General features: G+C 65.9%; 10 protein-coding genes. 9 read left to right on the top strand and 1 reads right to left on the bottom strand.

Annotated features, from left to right (window positions below; all coding sequences use genetic code 11):
- Genes tssM through K5L94_RS13430 form a run of 3 tightly spaced genes read left to right on the top strand, consistent with a single transcriptional unit; the run spans nt 1 to nt 5,470 of the window.
- Nucleotides 1-3,708 carry a type VI secretion system membrane subunit TssM gene (gene tssM / locus K5L94_RS13440; protein ID WP_008267670.1) on the top strand — a complete coding sequence of 1,236 codons (3,708 nt, stop codon included), beginning with the start codon at nt 1-3 and terminating at the stop codon, nt 3,706-3,708.
- A complete protein-coding gene (gene tagF / locus K5L94_RS13435) occupies nt 3,705-4,688 on the top strand; it encodes a type VI secretion system-associated protein TagF (RefSeq protein WP_006451227.1) in 984 nt (327 codons plus the stop codon). Before tssM ends, tagF begins: the two co-directional genes overlap by 4 nt.
- A 2-nt stretch (nt 4,689-4,690) precedes the next feature.
- Entirely contained in the window at nt 4,691-5,470 is a 780-nt protein-coding gene (locus tag K5L94_RS13430) for an OmpA family protein (RefSeq protein WP_053450025.1), read from the top strand.
- Between the two features lie 45 nt (nt 5,471-5,515).
- Here K5L94_RS13430 and tssA read toward each other — a convergent pair whose 3' ends face one another.
- Entirely contained in the window at nt 5,516-6,574 is a 1,059-nt protein-coding gene (tssA, locus tag K5L94_RS13425; RefSeq protein ID WP_053450024.1) for a type VI secretion system protein TssA, read from the bottom strand.
- A gap of 234 nt (nt 6,575-6,808) precedes the next feature.
- Here tssA and K5L94_RS13420 point away from each other — a divergent pair, with 234 nt between their 5' ends.
- From K5L94_RS13420 to K5L94_RS13395, 6 genes are all read left to right on the top strand, one after another.
- Complete coding sequence (locus K5L94_RS13420; RefSeq protein ID WP_053450023.1) at nt 6,809-9,592, top strand: type VI secretion system Vgr family protein; 2,784 nt, start codon at nt 6,809-6,811, stop codon at nt 9,590-9,592.
- On the top strand, nt 9,592-10,473 hold the full coding sequence (locus tag K5L94_RS13415) for a DUF4123 domain-containing protein (protein WP_274510646.1): 882 nt from the start codon (nt 9,592-9,594) through the stop codon (nt 10,471-10,473). Before K5L94_RS13420 ends, K5L94_RS13415 begins: the two co-directional genes overlap by 1 nt.
- Nucleotides 10,474-10,483: 10 nt before the next feature.
- On the top strand, nt 10,484-10,963 hold the full coding sequence (locus K5L94_RS13410; protein WP_274510645.1) for a DUF3304 domain-containing protein: 480 nt from the start codon (nt 10,484-10,486) through the stop codon (nt 10,961-10,963).
- Between the two features lie 124 nt (nt 10,964-11,087).
- Nucleotides 11,088-11,591, top strand: a complete 504-nt coding sequence (locus tag K5L94_RS13405; protein WP_274510644.1) for a DUF3304 domain-containing protein — start codon at nt 11,088-11,090, stop codon at nt 11,589-11,591.
- A 333-nt stretch (nt 11,592-11,924) separates the two neighbouring features.
- Nucleotides 11,925-13,496, top strand: coding sequence for a T6SS phospholipase effector Tle1-like catalytic domain-containing protein (locus K5L94_RS13400; RefSeq protein WP_337999984.1), 1,572 nt, complete (start codon nt 11,925-11,927; stop codon nt 13,494-13,496).
- Between the two features lie 9 nt (nt 13,497-13,505).
- Complete coding sequence (locus K5L94_RS13395; protein WP_274510643.1) at nt 13,506-14,099, top strand: hypothetical protein; 594 nt, start codon at nt 13,506-13,508, stop codon at nt 14,097-14,099.
- Nucleotides 14,100-14,140: the final 41 nt, after the last annotated feature.

The raw sequence follows: 14,140 nt of genomic DNA, 5'->3' as shown, positions 1-14,140 counted from the left end.
ATGAGTTTGAGCAATTTCAGCTACTACCTGCGCGACTACCGTCTGTGGATGGTGATCGGCCTGGTCGGTGCCGCTGCGCTGGCCCACTACGGCGAGGCCGAGGCACGGCAGATCGGCATCTGGGTCGCCATCGTGCTGGCCGGCCTGCTGGTGCTGGCGCTGCTGGTCTGGGTCGTCAAGCGGATGCTTGCCCGGCGCGCCGCCAAGCGCGTGGAGGCAATGGTCAAGGACGAGGCGGACAAGGCGGTAGCCAGCGCGCAGCCGGCACAGCGCGCCGATACCGAAGCGCTGCGTACGCGCATGATGGATGCGGTCAAGCAGATCAAGTCCTCGCGGATGGGGGTGCTGAAGGGCAACGCCGCGCTGTACGAACTGCCCTGGTACGTGATCATCGGCAACCCGGCGGCCGGCAAGAGCACCGCGATCCTCAATTCGGGCCTGCAGTTCCCGTTCGAGGACAACCGCGGCAATGTCGTGCAGGGCATCGGCGGTACCCGTAACTGCGACTGGTACTTCACCACCAACGGCATCGTGCTCGACACCGCCGGCCGTTACTCGGTCAGCGTCGAGGACCGGCTGGAGTGGCTGACCTTCCTCGGCCTGCTGAAGAAGAACCGCCCGCGTGCACCGATCAATGGCGTGATCATTGCCGCCAGCCTGGCCGAACTGTCCGGCAGCAAGCCGGAGTTCGCCATCGAACTGGCCAAGAACCTGCGCCAGCGCGTGCAGGAAATCACCGAGCGCCTGGAAGTATTCGCGCCGGTGTACGTGCTGTTCACCAAGGCCGACCTGATCGCCGGGTTCAGCGAGTTCTTCCGCAATCTCGACCCGGGCGAGCGCGAGCATGTGTGGGGCGCGACGCTGCCGTTCGACGTGCAGCAGCAGGGTGACGCGCTGGCCGCCTTCGACAGTCATTTCGATGAACTGGCCGAAGGCATCAAGGAAATGAGCCTGACCCACATGGCGATGCAGCGTGGCCGTGAGGTCTCGCCGGGCCTGCTGTCGCTGCCGCTGGAGTTCGTCGGCATCAAGCCGGCGCTGCGCACCTTCATCGCCACCCTGTTCGAAGACAACCCCTACCAGTTCAAGCCGGTGTTCCGCGGCTTCTACTTCTCCAGCGCGCTGCAGGAAGGGCGCTCGGTTCACCACGCCTCCGAGCGCGTCGGCCGCCAGTTCAACCTGGAGCGCGGCTCGAACGTGGACGAGGCGCCGACCGGGCATACCGCGTTCTTCCTGAAGGACCTGTTCCGCAAGGTCATCTTTGCCGACAAGGAACTGGTGCGGCAGTATTCCAGCCCGCACCAGAACCGCCTGCGCTATGGCGTGTTCCTGGGCGCGGTGGGCGTGCTGGCCCTCGCGCTGGGCCTGTGGACGTGGTCGTACACCACCAACGCGCAGCTGGTGGCCAATGCCACGAAGGACCTGGACCAGGCTGTGCGCGTGCAGAAGGACCGCATGGACCTGAAGTCACGTATCGATGCGTTGCTGCTGCTGCAGGACCGCATGGAGCAGCTGGACCGCTATGGCAAGGAGGGGGGCATCACCACCCATCTGGGCCTGTACCAGGGCACGGCCATCCGCGAGAAGCTGCTGCGCGAGTACAACCACGGCATGCAGCAGGTGATGCTGGCGCCGACCGTATCGAACCTGGAGAACTATCTGGGCCAGGTGGTCGCCGAGCGCGACAAGCTGGGGCAGGGCACCAGCAGCGCTGCCGAGAGCGAGGTGCTGTACCAGAACGCGTCGCCGACCAGCACCAACGATGCCTACAACGCGCTCAAGACCTACCTGATGCTGGGCAACCCCAAGTATGTGGAGGGTGCGCACCTGTCGCAGCAGCTGACCCTGTTCTGGCGCACCTGGCTGGAAGCCAACCGCGGGCAGATGAGCCGCGAGGAAATGGTCCGCGCGGCTGAGAAGCTGATGACCTTCTACGTGGCGCAGGCGGGCCAGCCGAGCTGGCCGCAGGTGCAGAACAAGGTCACCCTGGTGTCCGACACGCGCCAGGCACTGGGCCAGGTGATGAAGGGCCAGCCGGCGATGGAGCGCGTGTACGCGCAGATCAAGGCCCGTGCCGGTGCGCGCTTCACCACCACCACGGTCGACAGCCTGATCGGCGTCGAGCGCAACGGCCGCATGATCAATGGCAACTACGCCATTTCCGGTGCGTTCTCGCGCAAGGCGTGGGAAGAGTACGTGCAGGATGCGATCAAGGAAGCGGCCAACACGCAGCTGAGCACCACCGACTGGGTGCTGGGGACCACCGAGCAGAGCGACCTGTCGCTGGCCGGCAGCCCGGAGCATGTCTCGCGCGAGCTGGTGAACCTGTACAAGAACGACTATGCCCGCGAGTGGACCCGGTTCCTGCAGGGCCTGAGCGTGGCGGAGTTCAGCACCTTCGACGAGGCGGTGGCACGCATCAACAAGCTGGGCGATGCCAGCAATTCGCCACTGCGCGTGCTGCTGGAGCGCATCAACGAAGAGACCGTGTGGGACAACCCGCAGGCGCTGGCCCGCTCCAGCAAGGCGCGCAAGGGCTTCGTCGCCTGGTTCCAGCGCACCATCCTGCGCAAGGACCCGGCCGCCGCGGCTGCGGCACAGCCGGTCGGCCCGATCGGCAAGGCGTTCGAGGGCATTGCGCGCTTGACCAGCGAGCGCGGTGACCAGCCGGCCGTGATCACGGCCTACTTCGACACGCTGGCCAAGCTGCGCGCGCGTCTGAACGCGATCAAGAGCCAGGGCGAGATCGGGGTCGCTACCCGCAAGCTGATGCAGGACACCTTCAGCAACGAAGGTTCCGAACTGAGCGTGGGCCTGGCGCTGGTCGATGAGCAGGTGCTGACCGGGCTGGACGAGAAGCAGCGTGAAGCGCTGCGTCCGCTGCTGCTGCGCCCGCTGACCCAGACCTTCGGCACGTTGATCGCGCCGACCGAGAATGAAGTCAACAAGACCTGGAAGGCACAGGTCTATGATCCCTTCAAGGCACGCATCGGCCAGCAGTACCCGTTCAACCTGAACTCCGACGTCGATGCGGCGCCGAGCGACATTGCCGGCATCTTCGGCGCCAGTGGCAGCATCGCGGCCTTCAACAAGGAGGCACTGGGTACGCTGGTGATCCAGCGTGGCCCGCTGCTGGAGACCCGCCGCTGGGCCGGGCAGGGCGTGAACCTGTCGGCCGAACTGGTGGCCAACTACGGCAACTGGGTGAGTGGTTCGGCGGCCGGTGCGGCGCAGGACACCACGATCTTCGAGATCCTGCCGGCACCGGCGGCCGGCGCGCTGGAATACACCATCGAGATCGACGGCCAGGTGCTGCGCTATCGCAACACGCCACCGCAGTGGACGACCATGCAGTACCCGAACGTCGGCCAGGTGCCGGGCGTGAAGATCACCGCGGTGACCGGCGATGGCAGGACGGTGGAAGTGTTCAGTGCGCCAGGTTCGAACGGCGTCAACCGCTTGATGGGGGCGGGCCAGGTCGAGCGCCTGGATGACTCCAGCCGCATCACCTGGACGGGCAACGGTGTGTCGGTGCCGGTGGAGATGCGCATCGTCCGTCGTGCCGGTGAGGCCGCACAGGGCGGAGGTGACTGGCAGCGCGGGCTGCAGTTGCCCGAACGCGTTGCCGGTGGCGAGCCCGCTGCGCAGGCGGCACCCGCTGCTGCGCCGGCAGCGACGCCGGCTCCGGCCGCTGGAGGCGCCCGATGAGCCGGGTGGTCAGCGCGGGCGTGTCCTATTTCGGCAAGGTCCCCTCGCGCGGCGATTTCGTCCGCGCGGCCGACAACCACCAGCTGCTGGGCTGGCTTGACCGCTGGGCCGGCGAGAGCCTGGAACTGCTGAGCCAGAGCCCGGACTGGAAGCAGCGCTACGACGAAGCGCCCGAGATCCACTATGCCTTCCTCGGTTCGCGCAGCAAGATGGTGCTGTGCGGCCACTTCCTGGCCAGCCGCGACGCGTCCGAGCGGCGCTTCCCGCTGCTGTCGGCGTTGCGCCTGGATGCGCCCGAGCCGTTGCCGTTCATCGGCCGCAGTCCGTTGGCGATGTCCAACGCCTGGTCGGGCCTGGCCAGGCTCGCACGCCAGGCCTACCAGGACAGCGACGCAGCACAGGCGCTGGCACAGCTGGCCGATGCCCGTTTCAGCATCAGCACCGACCCGGGTGACTACAACGGCAGCTTCCAGGATTTCCTCGAGAACACCACGGTGGCCGACCTGGAGCAGCGCCTGCGCGAGTCCGGCCACGGCGACGTGGCGCTGCGCCAGGTGCTGCCCGCGCTGGGCCTGCTGCTGCAGCCGGTGCTCAGTGGCGGCGACGTCAACATCGACAAGGCGCTGGTGTTCCCGCTGGTACGCGATCCGGCCTATCGCCCGCTGGTGGCGGCGTTCTGGCTCGACCTGCTGTCCAGCTTCGTCGCACGCGGCGATTTCGAACTTGCCGTACTGATCCGCAACGACGCTGCGCCAAGCATGATCGTCGGCTTCAACGGCGCTGATCGCCAGGTGCTGCGCGCCGTGCTGGATCCGGCCGAGGCGGGCGACTTCCTGATCCGCATCCAGCATTCGGAGTGGGTGGACGACTACCTGCGCGGCGACTACAACCTCAACCGCTTCGGCAGCTTCCTCGACCGTGACGACCTGGCCCTGGCCACCGCACGCAAGCTGTTCGGCGAGACTTTCCTGGGAACCTGACGATGCGCCTGTGCAAACCTCTCCATCTCATGCTGCCGCTGCTGCTGGTGGCCGCGCCGCTGGCCGCGCAGAACGCGCCGGCAGCGGCCGCCGGCGAGCGTCCGGTGGTCATCGAAGGCGTGGTGCCTGACCAGGCGACCAAGGCCAAGCTGCTCAACAACCTGCGCGCGGTCTATGGCGCGGAGCGGGTGGTCGACCGCATCCAGGTGGAAACCATCGCCACGCCGCCGAACTGGGGCGACTATGTTTCCGGCATGATCAATCCGGGCCTGAAGCGGGTGTCGCCCGGAAAGCTGGAGGTCAATGGCCAGGCGGTGCGCATTACCGGTGAAGTCGGCAACGAAGCCCTGCGCCAGCAGGTTGCCAGTGACCTGAGCCTGGCCAGCAACACCAGTTACACGGTGACAAACGCGCTGAAAGTGGGCTCGCAGCAGAACGTGCTGGACCAGACCCTGGCCAACCGCATCATTGAATTCCAGAGCGGCAGCGCGCGCCTTACGCCGTTCGGCATGGGCATCCTCGACGAGATGGTGGCGAAGATGGCGCAGATGCCGGACAGCCGGTTCCTGATCATCGGCCACACCGACAATGTCGGCCAGCGTGAGTCCAATCTCACGCTCAGCCATGCACGTGCGCTGGCGGTGAAGAACTACATGATGTCCAAGGGCATCCCCGGCAGTCACATGGACGTGCTGGGCAAGGGCCCGGATGAGCCGGTGGCAGACAACACCAGCAACGACGGCCGTGCGCGCAACCGCCGGATCGAGTTCAAGATCCAGTAACCGCGCCCGGGGAGCCGGTCAGGCTCCCCTGCCGTGGCGCGCAGCTCAGTCTTCTGGATTGACGTCCAGCATTTCTTCCATCTGTTCCAGCGTGCCGTGGTCCTTGATGACCCGCTTGAGCCAGACGTGCAGCGGCATCTCGCCCCAGCGCGCTGCCTTTTCCGCCAGATAGGCGACCGGGCTGTGCGGCTCGGTACGGCGGAAGAACTCGGCGACCTGGCGAAGCTGCTGCAAGGCTTCCTTGCGCGAACCCGGCGCACCGGCGGGACCGCGCGAGGGCGCAGCCGGCGTCGTCTCGAACGTGGGTGCGTCTTCGGCGAAATGGCTGTCACTGAACGGGTCTTCCACCGCCCCGGTCTCGCCATCAAGCAACACTCCGGCCTCGCGGGCAAAGCGCAGCACGGTGCGCTGCAGATGCTCAAGCTGTTCGCGTACGGCGCTGAAGCTGGGGCCGTCCAGCCCCAGCCGGTTGTCCACTGCCGCCTGTAGTTCGGCCAGGGCCTGGCTGCAGTCGGGCAGGTCATCCGCCAGCTGGCGGTAGAACCCGTGCTGGGTATCGCGGCGGGCGGCAGTGAGGATGTCCAGGCCGGGCCGGCCGTCATCGTCCTCGCCACTGTTGGCGCGGGCGTGGGCATGCTCGAAATCGGTCAGGCTGAAGCGCCCCTGCGGGGCGACGATGATCGGCACCGCCCGCAGCCACTGCAGCGAATTGGTCAGCAGCCAACTGAGGTTGCCGATGCGTTCTTCGAAGTCGCCGTCCGGAGCCTGAGGATGGACCTCTTCCCAAAAGCGGTCGCACAGCCCGGCGGTGACCCGGTAGCCAGCAGCCAGGCCCTGGAAGCCTTCCAGCTGGGTGGCCGCCTCGCTGAGCCAGCCGGCCAGTCGCAGGTCCTTGGTGCGGGTCTGCAGCAGGCTGTCGGCCTCGCGCAGCACGCTGCTCCAGTCGGCGTACTTGATGTCGGTCTGCCACGCACCCTGGTCCAGGGTCGGGTCGTCGGCACGACGGTTTTCGATGATCCGATCGAATTCCGCCGAGAACGACAGGTCTTCACCGGTCGGGGCGTTTTCCGAAATCGGGGCCAGCAGGGCTTCCTGATCCAGCATGGCAGGTCTCGTTGGGGACTGCGGACGATTCTAGCCTTTGAATGTGAACGCGATTACGGGATCCGGGCAAGTGCCTGTAGCTGAATACGTTATTCCGTCGGTTATGTGACGCAAAGCGCAGTTCGTTGCGCAATAACGCGCCGTGATTTTGACGAACACGCTGTTCTGGTAGATTCGGGAACTGGAAACCGACGCCATTCCGCATGGATCTGGCGTCTTCACTCTGGAAATGGCATGGATCAGCTGAATTACCTGATGACGCAGGTTGCAGGTCTTGGCGATGCGCAGCGCCTGTATCGTCTGCAGTCGGAAGCATTCACGGGATGCACCGTGGAGCGCTGGCGTGGACGTGACGCGCTGGGCGAACACGCATGGACCGAGGTCGAGGTGCTCTGCACTGATGCTGGCCTCGAACTGGGGGCATTGCCTGCCACGCGCGCAACGTTGATCACGCAGCTCGCCGACGGCGGGCAGTGGCAGCGCAGCGGGCTGGTGGCCGACGCCGCGCGGGTCGGGGGCGACGGTGGGCTGGTGCGTTACCGGTTGCACCTGGTGTCGTGGACCTGGTGGCTGCAGCATGCGCGCCACAGCCGCGTGTTCCAGGAGCAAGGCATCCGCGCCATTGTCGATGCGGTGCTTTCCGCACACGCCGACATCGCACGCTGGCGCTGGGCCGAAGGCGTCGACGCCTTCCTGGGTGAGCGTGTGCGCAGCTACTGCGTGCAGTACCGTGAGAGCGATCTGGACTTCCTGCAGCGCTTGCTGGCCGAGGAAGGACTGGGCTGGCGCTTGTATCCGGACGAGGAAGCGCCCTGCGGCAATGGCCTGGAGATCTTTGCCGACAGCGTTGCGCTGCCCGAGGATGCCACCAGCGCCGGGGCCGGCGTGCGCTTCCATCGCAGCGATGCCACTGAAACCAGCGACAGCGTGCAGGCCATCGGCCTGCACCGCAGCCTGGCCAGCACGACGGTCAGCCTGCAGAGCGATGATTATCGCCAGGTGCGTGCACTGTCGGGCCAGTCGCCGATGGAAGGCGGCGGCAGCGGGTCCACCCGCGAGGATTTCGATGCGGTGGGCGCCTATGCCTTCAGCGATGGCGCGGCCGCATCGCGCCAGGCCCGCCTGCAGGCGCAGGCGCGCGAAGCACACAGTCGACGCTGGCAAGGGCACGGTACCGTGCGCGGCCTGCAGTCGGGAAGCTGGCTGCGGTTGCAACAGGCCCCGGGCGGTACACCGCCTGAGCTGCTGCTGGTCGCGGTCGACCATGCCGGCATCAACAACCTGCCCACCGACCTGCGTCGCAGCCTTGACGACGCACTCGGCGTCGCCCCCGGCGACAGCGCAGACGCCGCACTGTGGCAGCAGGCTGAGGCGATTGGCTATGGCAATCGATTTGAGGCGGTGCCGCGCGCCACCCCGTGGCGACCCCAGCTGCTGGATGGCACCGGGGCTCGCCTGAATCCTCGCCCGACGGTGCCCGGGTACCAGACGGCAGTTGTGGTGGCCGGCCAGGGAAGTGACAGCAAGGACCTGCACGCCGACAGCCACGGCCGCGTGCGCGTGCGCTTCCATTTCCAGCAGGGGCAGGGCGAGGGTGCCCATGACAGTGCCTGGTTGCGCGTGGCACAGCGCTACGCCGGACCGGGCGTCGGCAGCCAGTTCCTGCCGCGGATCGGCCAGGAAGTGCTGGTCGGCTTCCTGGATGGTGATATCGATCGGCCGCTGGTGCTGGGGGCGCTGTACAACGGGCGAGGCGAGGCCGGCGTGACGCCGACGCCCGCTGGTGCCAGCAGCGAGGGCGATGTCTCTGCCTACGGCCAGGCCGGTGATGCGCGCCACAGCGCACAGGCCAACCTCAGTGGCGGCCAGGCGCCGGCATGGCACGCAGCAGGCGCGGGCGACCAGGCGCATCGGCAGGGCGGAGCACTCTGGGGTATCCGCTCGCGCGAATGGGACGGCGGTGAAGGCAGCAACCACCTGTTGTTCGACGATTCCAACCAGCAGCTGCGTGCGCAGTTGGCGAGCAGCCAGCAGGCGTCGCAGCTGTCGCTGGGTCACCTGCGGCACCAGGCTGACAACTATGTCGGCAGCGTCCGCGGCACCGGCTTCGAGCTGCGCAGCGATGCCTGGGGGGCGGTGCGGGCGACGGCGGGCGTGTGGTTCACCGCCTATGGTCATCGATCAACCGCACCTGCAGGCGAGGCGGTGCAGCCCGCCGCGCTGCTGACCCAGCTGCAGGCCCTGGGCGAGCGCTTCACCCAGGCCGCGCGCACGCATGTAACCAGTCCGTTGGCGATGCAGGAGGGGGCCAAGGCCGCGGCGCGCTCCAGGATGGTGGCCGACAAGTCACCGGTCCCCGGCTTGCTGGCGAGCGTGCGTACCACCACCGGTGGCGACGATTTCGGCGCAGGAAAGGGCAGTGCGGCCGAGCGCGCGTCCGAGGCGGGCCAGGGCAGGGTGCCGCATTCGGGCGACCCGCTCCTGGGGATGGCTGCTCCGCAGGGCGTTGTGCAGGTGGCGGGTCAAGCCATGCACTGGAGCAGCGGCGAAGGCCTGCTGCTGGCCAGTGGCAGTCACAGTGAGGCGATCACGATGGGGCAGGCGCGGCTTCATGCCGGGCAAGCGATCGGAGTGCTGGCATCCGTCGTTGAAGGGGCCGCCGCCGCTCCGACGGCACTTGACGTGGTGGCCGGCAGCGAAACGCTGGACATCCAGGCGCATGCAGACCTGGTCCGCATCCAGTCGCGTGGTGCGCTGCGTGGCGCCAGCGCGCAGGCACCGGTGGAGCTCGCCGCGGCCAACACGATCCACGTCGCGACGTCCGGAGGGGCCAGCCTGACCATTGCCGGCGGCAGCATTACCATTGCTTGCCCCGGCACGATCACCGTGCATGCCGGCAGCAAGTCATTTGTTGGGCCGGCCCAACAGGGCTATCCGCTTCCCCAGTTCCCGCGCAGCAGCTGCAAGAGCTGCATTCTCGACGCGATGCGCCAGGGCACGCCGGGAGTGCTGGTGTGATGAATCGTTATGCGGTGATCGACAGCGCGCAGCGGCCGCATTTCCATGAGCGGCTGGAGCGCCTGGGCGCGCACTATCGCTCGCTGTTCGAGGGCACGGCCGAGGCGAGCCTGCTGGATATCGCTCCCTTGCTGGTGGCCTGGCAGGACACCGCCGTGCACACCAGGCTGGATGCGGAGATCCGGCAGATGGGGACGCAGCGGCCGGGCGTGACCCTGCTGTGGAGTGCGCTGGATCTGGACGAGCTCGCCAAGCGGCTGAGGACCTTCCATCTGGTCAAGGTGCCCGAGAAGGGCGGTCGCGAAATGCTGTTGCGCTGGTACGACACCCGCATCCTGCCTGCGCTGCTGGAACTGCTGGTGCCCGCGCAGCGTGCCGCGTTGCTGGAGGGCGTGCAGCGCCTGCAGTACTTCGATCGCTATGGCGATCTGCAGGAATGGCCGCTGGCCGAGGTGGACGATGCCGGTCTGCCTGCGCTTCCGCCATTGCGCCTGGACCAGCAGCAGTACATGCGCCTGCTGGACGCGTGCGAGCCGGATGTGGCCATCGCCCAGCTCCGCCGGGTCATTCCCGATGAGATGAAGCGGGTGCCTTATCGCTCGCTGTACCCGTTCGTCGTCAAGCATATGCAGGACACGATCGCGCACGGCGTGGACCAGGTGGACGATCACGTGCAGTACCTGTTGCTGGCGCTGTACACCTCAGGCGCATGCCGGGAACATTCCGCCGTGCGGGCCCGGTTTTCGCAGGGGGCCAGAGCCTTTGAGGCTTCGTTCCCGGATTGGGCGTCGGCCTTGCCTGACGATATCTGGTTGATGGGCGTTCCATTGTGGGAAGCCCCCACGGCCTTGCCGGCCGAAGCGGCAACACCACTGAACTAGAGGAACAACCATGCGTTTGATGCGCACTCAACTGCTGGCGGCCTTGGTATTGCTGCTCCTGGTGCCAGCCCTGGCCGCGTGCAAGGGGCGGACAGCCTCCACACCGGTGGCTGTGCTGGGCTACAACCATACCGATGCCTACATCGCGCAGTTCCTTGTGAACGGCGGCAGTGGCGGGTCGGCCGATTCCCACTCGGAAGGCGGAACGGTGTGCTGCGCGATGCTGCCTGATCGATGGACACCGGATATGAAGGTGGAGATCGAATGGACGACGGATCTCGAAACGTTCCAGAAGGCGACTGTTGCAGTTCCAAAGTACGACCAGCCCGGAAACCTGGCGGTCCATTTCCTGCGCAACGGACAGGTCAAGGTCTTTGTTACCGGTCTGGTGCTGGGTCATCCCGATTATCCGTTGACCGGCCCTGAAGCGCCCTTGCGCGAAGGCGAGAATCCGGTGTGGGAGCACCTTCGGCGCCCCCTCGAAAGCTGATCAGAGGGCCAGGCGCGAATGATGACGTCAGCAACTACATCGGGAATAAAGATGCTGGAAACCAGAAGGCAACAGCCATGACGCGCTGCTCGGGTCGCTGCTGCACCCTCAAGGACAAGAAGAAATGATCCCACGATTCGTGCGTACACATCACATTATGCGTGTTCCGCTGCTGTCCGCCCTGGTTGTGCTGCTTCTGCTGCCGGTACTGGCCGCCTGCAAGGGCCAGCCCACCTCTACACCTGTGGGAGTGCGGGGCTACAACCATACCGACCAGTCCATTGCGCAGTTCCAGGTGAATGGTGGAAGCGGAGGATCGGCTCGACGTCACTCGGCAAGCGGCACGGTCTGCTGCGCTGTTGTTCCTGACCGATGGACTCCGGATCTGAACGTGGAGATCGAGTGGACAACTGATCTGGAAACCTACCAGAAGGCGACGGTATCAATCCCCAGGTACGACGAGGTTGGCAGTCTCGCTGTTCACTTCCTGCGCAATGGCCAGGTCAAGGTGTTCGTGACCAATCTGATACTGGGGCACCCGGACTATCCGTTGACGGGACCCGAGGCGCCGTTGCGTGAGGGGGAAAATCCCGTGTGGGAGCACCTCCGGCGCCCGCCCGCTGGCTGATGGTAAGCGGGGTGGGATCAACAGGGACAAGCAATCCGGCAGGGACGGACATCGGAACAAGGAGGCAAGGACATGAATGAACGCACGGCGACTGGCGCGCAGCCCATGCCCGCCAACGGACAGCGGGCCCTGAGCGGCGCTGAGGCACAGCGGCGGGCGAAGGCGATGGCGTGCCTGCGCGAGAAGGGTTCGCAATGCCAGGGCCAGGTGCATGTGAGCATCTACTTCGATGGCACCGGCAACAACCGTGAGTGGGAAGGAACCTTCGTCACCGGCAAGACACGCGCCACCCGCACCCAGCTTGCACGCAACGGCCACAGCAACGTGGCACGCTTGTACGACGCCAACCTGGCCGAGCCGGAGAACGGCTTCTTCAGCGTCTATGTTCCCGGCGTGGGGACGCCATTTTCCGAGGTCGGCGATACCAACCAGGATGGCGACACGCTGGGAGGAGGGGCTGCACGATACGGTGCCGATCGCATCCATTGGGCGATCCTGCAAGTCATCAACTCGGTGCATCAGTACCTCAAATCCAATGATCTGATCACGCCGGCTGAAGCCAAGATCCTGGTCGGTTCGATGAGCGAGACGCGCCTGCTGGAAGGTATGACGCGCCGCGCCATGCTGACCGGAATCGCGCAACGCCTCGAGCGCGTGGTGAAAAGCCACCAGCGTCGCGTCACCTCTGTGCACGTGTCCGTTTTCGGTTTCTCGCGCGGTGCCGCACAGGCGCGGGCGTTCGTGCATCGGCTGTATGAAACCGCCGAGGCCTGGGGCAGCGGCTGTGGCTACAACATCGCCGGTGTTCCGCTCTACCTAAATTTCATGGGTATCTTCGACACCGTAGCATCGGTGGGCGTTGCTGCCATGAGCCGGGTATCCAAGGGCAAATGGGACTGGGCCGCCGGTGACATGATGAGCATTCACCCCGAAGCCCGGCAATGCGTGCATTTCGCTGCCCTGCATGAGCAGCGCATCAACTTCCCGCTGGATCTGGCGACCAGCGGGAAGGAAGTGCTTTATCCCGGCATGCATTCCGATGTCGGCGGTGGCTACTCGCCCGGCGGCCAGGGCAAGGATTTCGTGTCGGGCGCAGCGAACGGCAAGGCCAAGCTGTCACAGATTCCGTTGATCGACATGCATCACGAAGCCATCAAGGCGGGTGTCATGATGGAGACGATCACCGAACTCAACGAGGACCCGGCCTATGCCACGCATTTCGGCTGCCACCCACAGCTGATCCGCGATTACAACGCCTGGCTGACCGGCCATGGGGTGCCTGCAGGCGCACACACACAGCAGATCACCGGTCATTGTCGGCAGTACGTGGCCTGGAAGGGCAAGCGCCTGCCCAACGGCCCACAGAGCTTGCTACAGCAGCCGTTCTTCAAGCAGTCCGATGCAGAGGATCAGGTGGATCTGGCCAACGCGCAGCGCGACTTTGCCAATCTGGTCACCGAGCTGGCCCAAGGCAAGAGCGACATGGCGGCTTACCGCCGCCAGCTGGATGAAAGCCAGAAACGCATGGACGCCGGACGCAAGGCCGGACGTCCGGTGTTCGAGCCAACCCCACGAGCGTCCGCTGCGGCCTACACCTACGCAGGCATTCCCGCCGAAACCAGCACCCTGCTGGACCTGGTGCTCAACGCTACGCCGGTGCCTGATGTCAGCACCAACCTGTTCGACAATTACATGCACGATTCGCTGGCCGGCTTCTACATGATGAAGTGGACGGAGCTGAACATTCCGCGCCTCAATACCTACGGCTACCTGCGCTATCGCGAGGTCTTCAGCGTCGCCGGCAGGAGGGCGCAGGAGTGCCGCGATCCCGCCACGCTGCCGCCCGCGAATATCCCCTCCATCGGCGGCGCGTTCCAGCAGCTGGGAACCGCAATGGGCGGCTGACCGGTGAAGATGGCCGGGTTCGTGAGTCGAGCGGCGCTTGCGGCAGCAGGCGTACTGCTTTCGGCGAGTTGCCATGCGCAGCCGCCCGACGTGGGCGGGTGGCGCCGGGTCTCCGACAGTGATTACGTGCGGCACTTCCATTTCTCCATGCTTCCCCATGCTGCACCGGTGGGAAGTCGCTGGGCGATCTACGACGCCAGGGCAGGCCGGGTGGTGTGTTGCCTGTCGGTGCAAGGCGCCGAGGTGAGTGAAAGCGAGCTCCAGGACCGCTTGCACATTCCGGGGCCGTGGGTGACCGATCTGACCAATGGCTGGAATCTGGATGCCGCACCCTATCGTCCGCATGTCCAGCTGCTGAAGGCGCAGGATGCGATGGGCAGCCATACCTTCAGGGAAGAGGGCGACGCAGCGGGTGGCCTGTTGCTGCCGCCAGATGCGCGGGTGGTGGGGGCGGATGCGCTGGAGATTGCCGGGGAGCGCTATACGGTGCAGCGCGATGAAACCTCGCTGGCCGATGGCGATGGTGGCGTACACACCTACACCTTGAAACCGGCCAGGGGCGGTGCAGCCCTGAGGGTCGAGGTGCCTTTCGGAACCTATTAGCGGGCATGCCTGCTTCGTTGCCGGGCTGGAACCGGCGCCGC

Origin of the sequence: Stenotrophomonas forensis, from assembly GCF_028752115.1 — a bacterium.
Classification (GTDB): domain Bacteria; phylum Pseudomonadota; class Gammaproteobacteria; order Xanthomonadales; family Xanthomonadaceae; genus Stenotrophomonas; species Stenotrophomonas forensis.
Note: the sequence above shows the minus strand (reverse complement) of the source record. Positions and strands in the feature narration are given on the sequence as shown.

Excerpts from the sequence above, each read along its gene's own strand:
- K5L94_RS13395 (WP_274510643.1), top strand. The coding sequence starts at position 13,506 with ATGGCCGGGTTCGTGAGTCGAGCGGCGCTTGCGGCAGCAGGCGTACTG.
- K5L94_RS13420 (WP_053450023.1), top strand. The coding sequence starts at position 6,809 with ATGGATCAGCTGAATTACCTGATGACGCAGGTTGCAGGTCTTGGCGAT.
- K5L94_RS13415 (WP_274510646.1), top strand. The coding sequence starts at position 9,592 with ATGAATCGTTATGCGGTGATCGACAGCGCGCAGCGGCCGCATTTCCAT.
- K5L94_RS13405 (WP_274510644.1), top strand. The coding sequence starts at position 11,088 with ATGATCCCACGATTCGTGCGTACACATCACATTATGCGTGTTCCGCTG.
- tagF (WP_006451227.1), top strand. The coding sequence starts at position 3,705 with ATGAGCCGGGTGGTCAGCGCGGGCGTGTCCTATTTCGGCAAGGTCCCC.
- tssA (WP_053450024.1), bottom strand. The coding sequence starts at position 6,574 with ATGCTGGATCAGGAAGCCCTGCTGGCCCCGATTTCGGAAAACGCCCCG.
- K5L94_RS13410 (WP_274510645.1), top strand. The coding sequence starts at position 10,484 with ATGCGTTTGATGCGCACTCAACTGCTGGCGGCCTTGGTATTGCTGCTC.
- K5L94_RS13430 (WP_053450025.1), top strand. The coding sequence starts at position 4,691 with ATGCGCCTGTGCAAACCTCTCCATCTCATGCTGCCGCTGCTGCTGGTG.
- tssM (WP_008267670.1), top strand. The coding sequence starts at position 1 with ATGAGTTTGAGCAATTTCAGCTACTACCTGCGCGACTACCGTCTGTGG.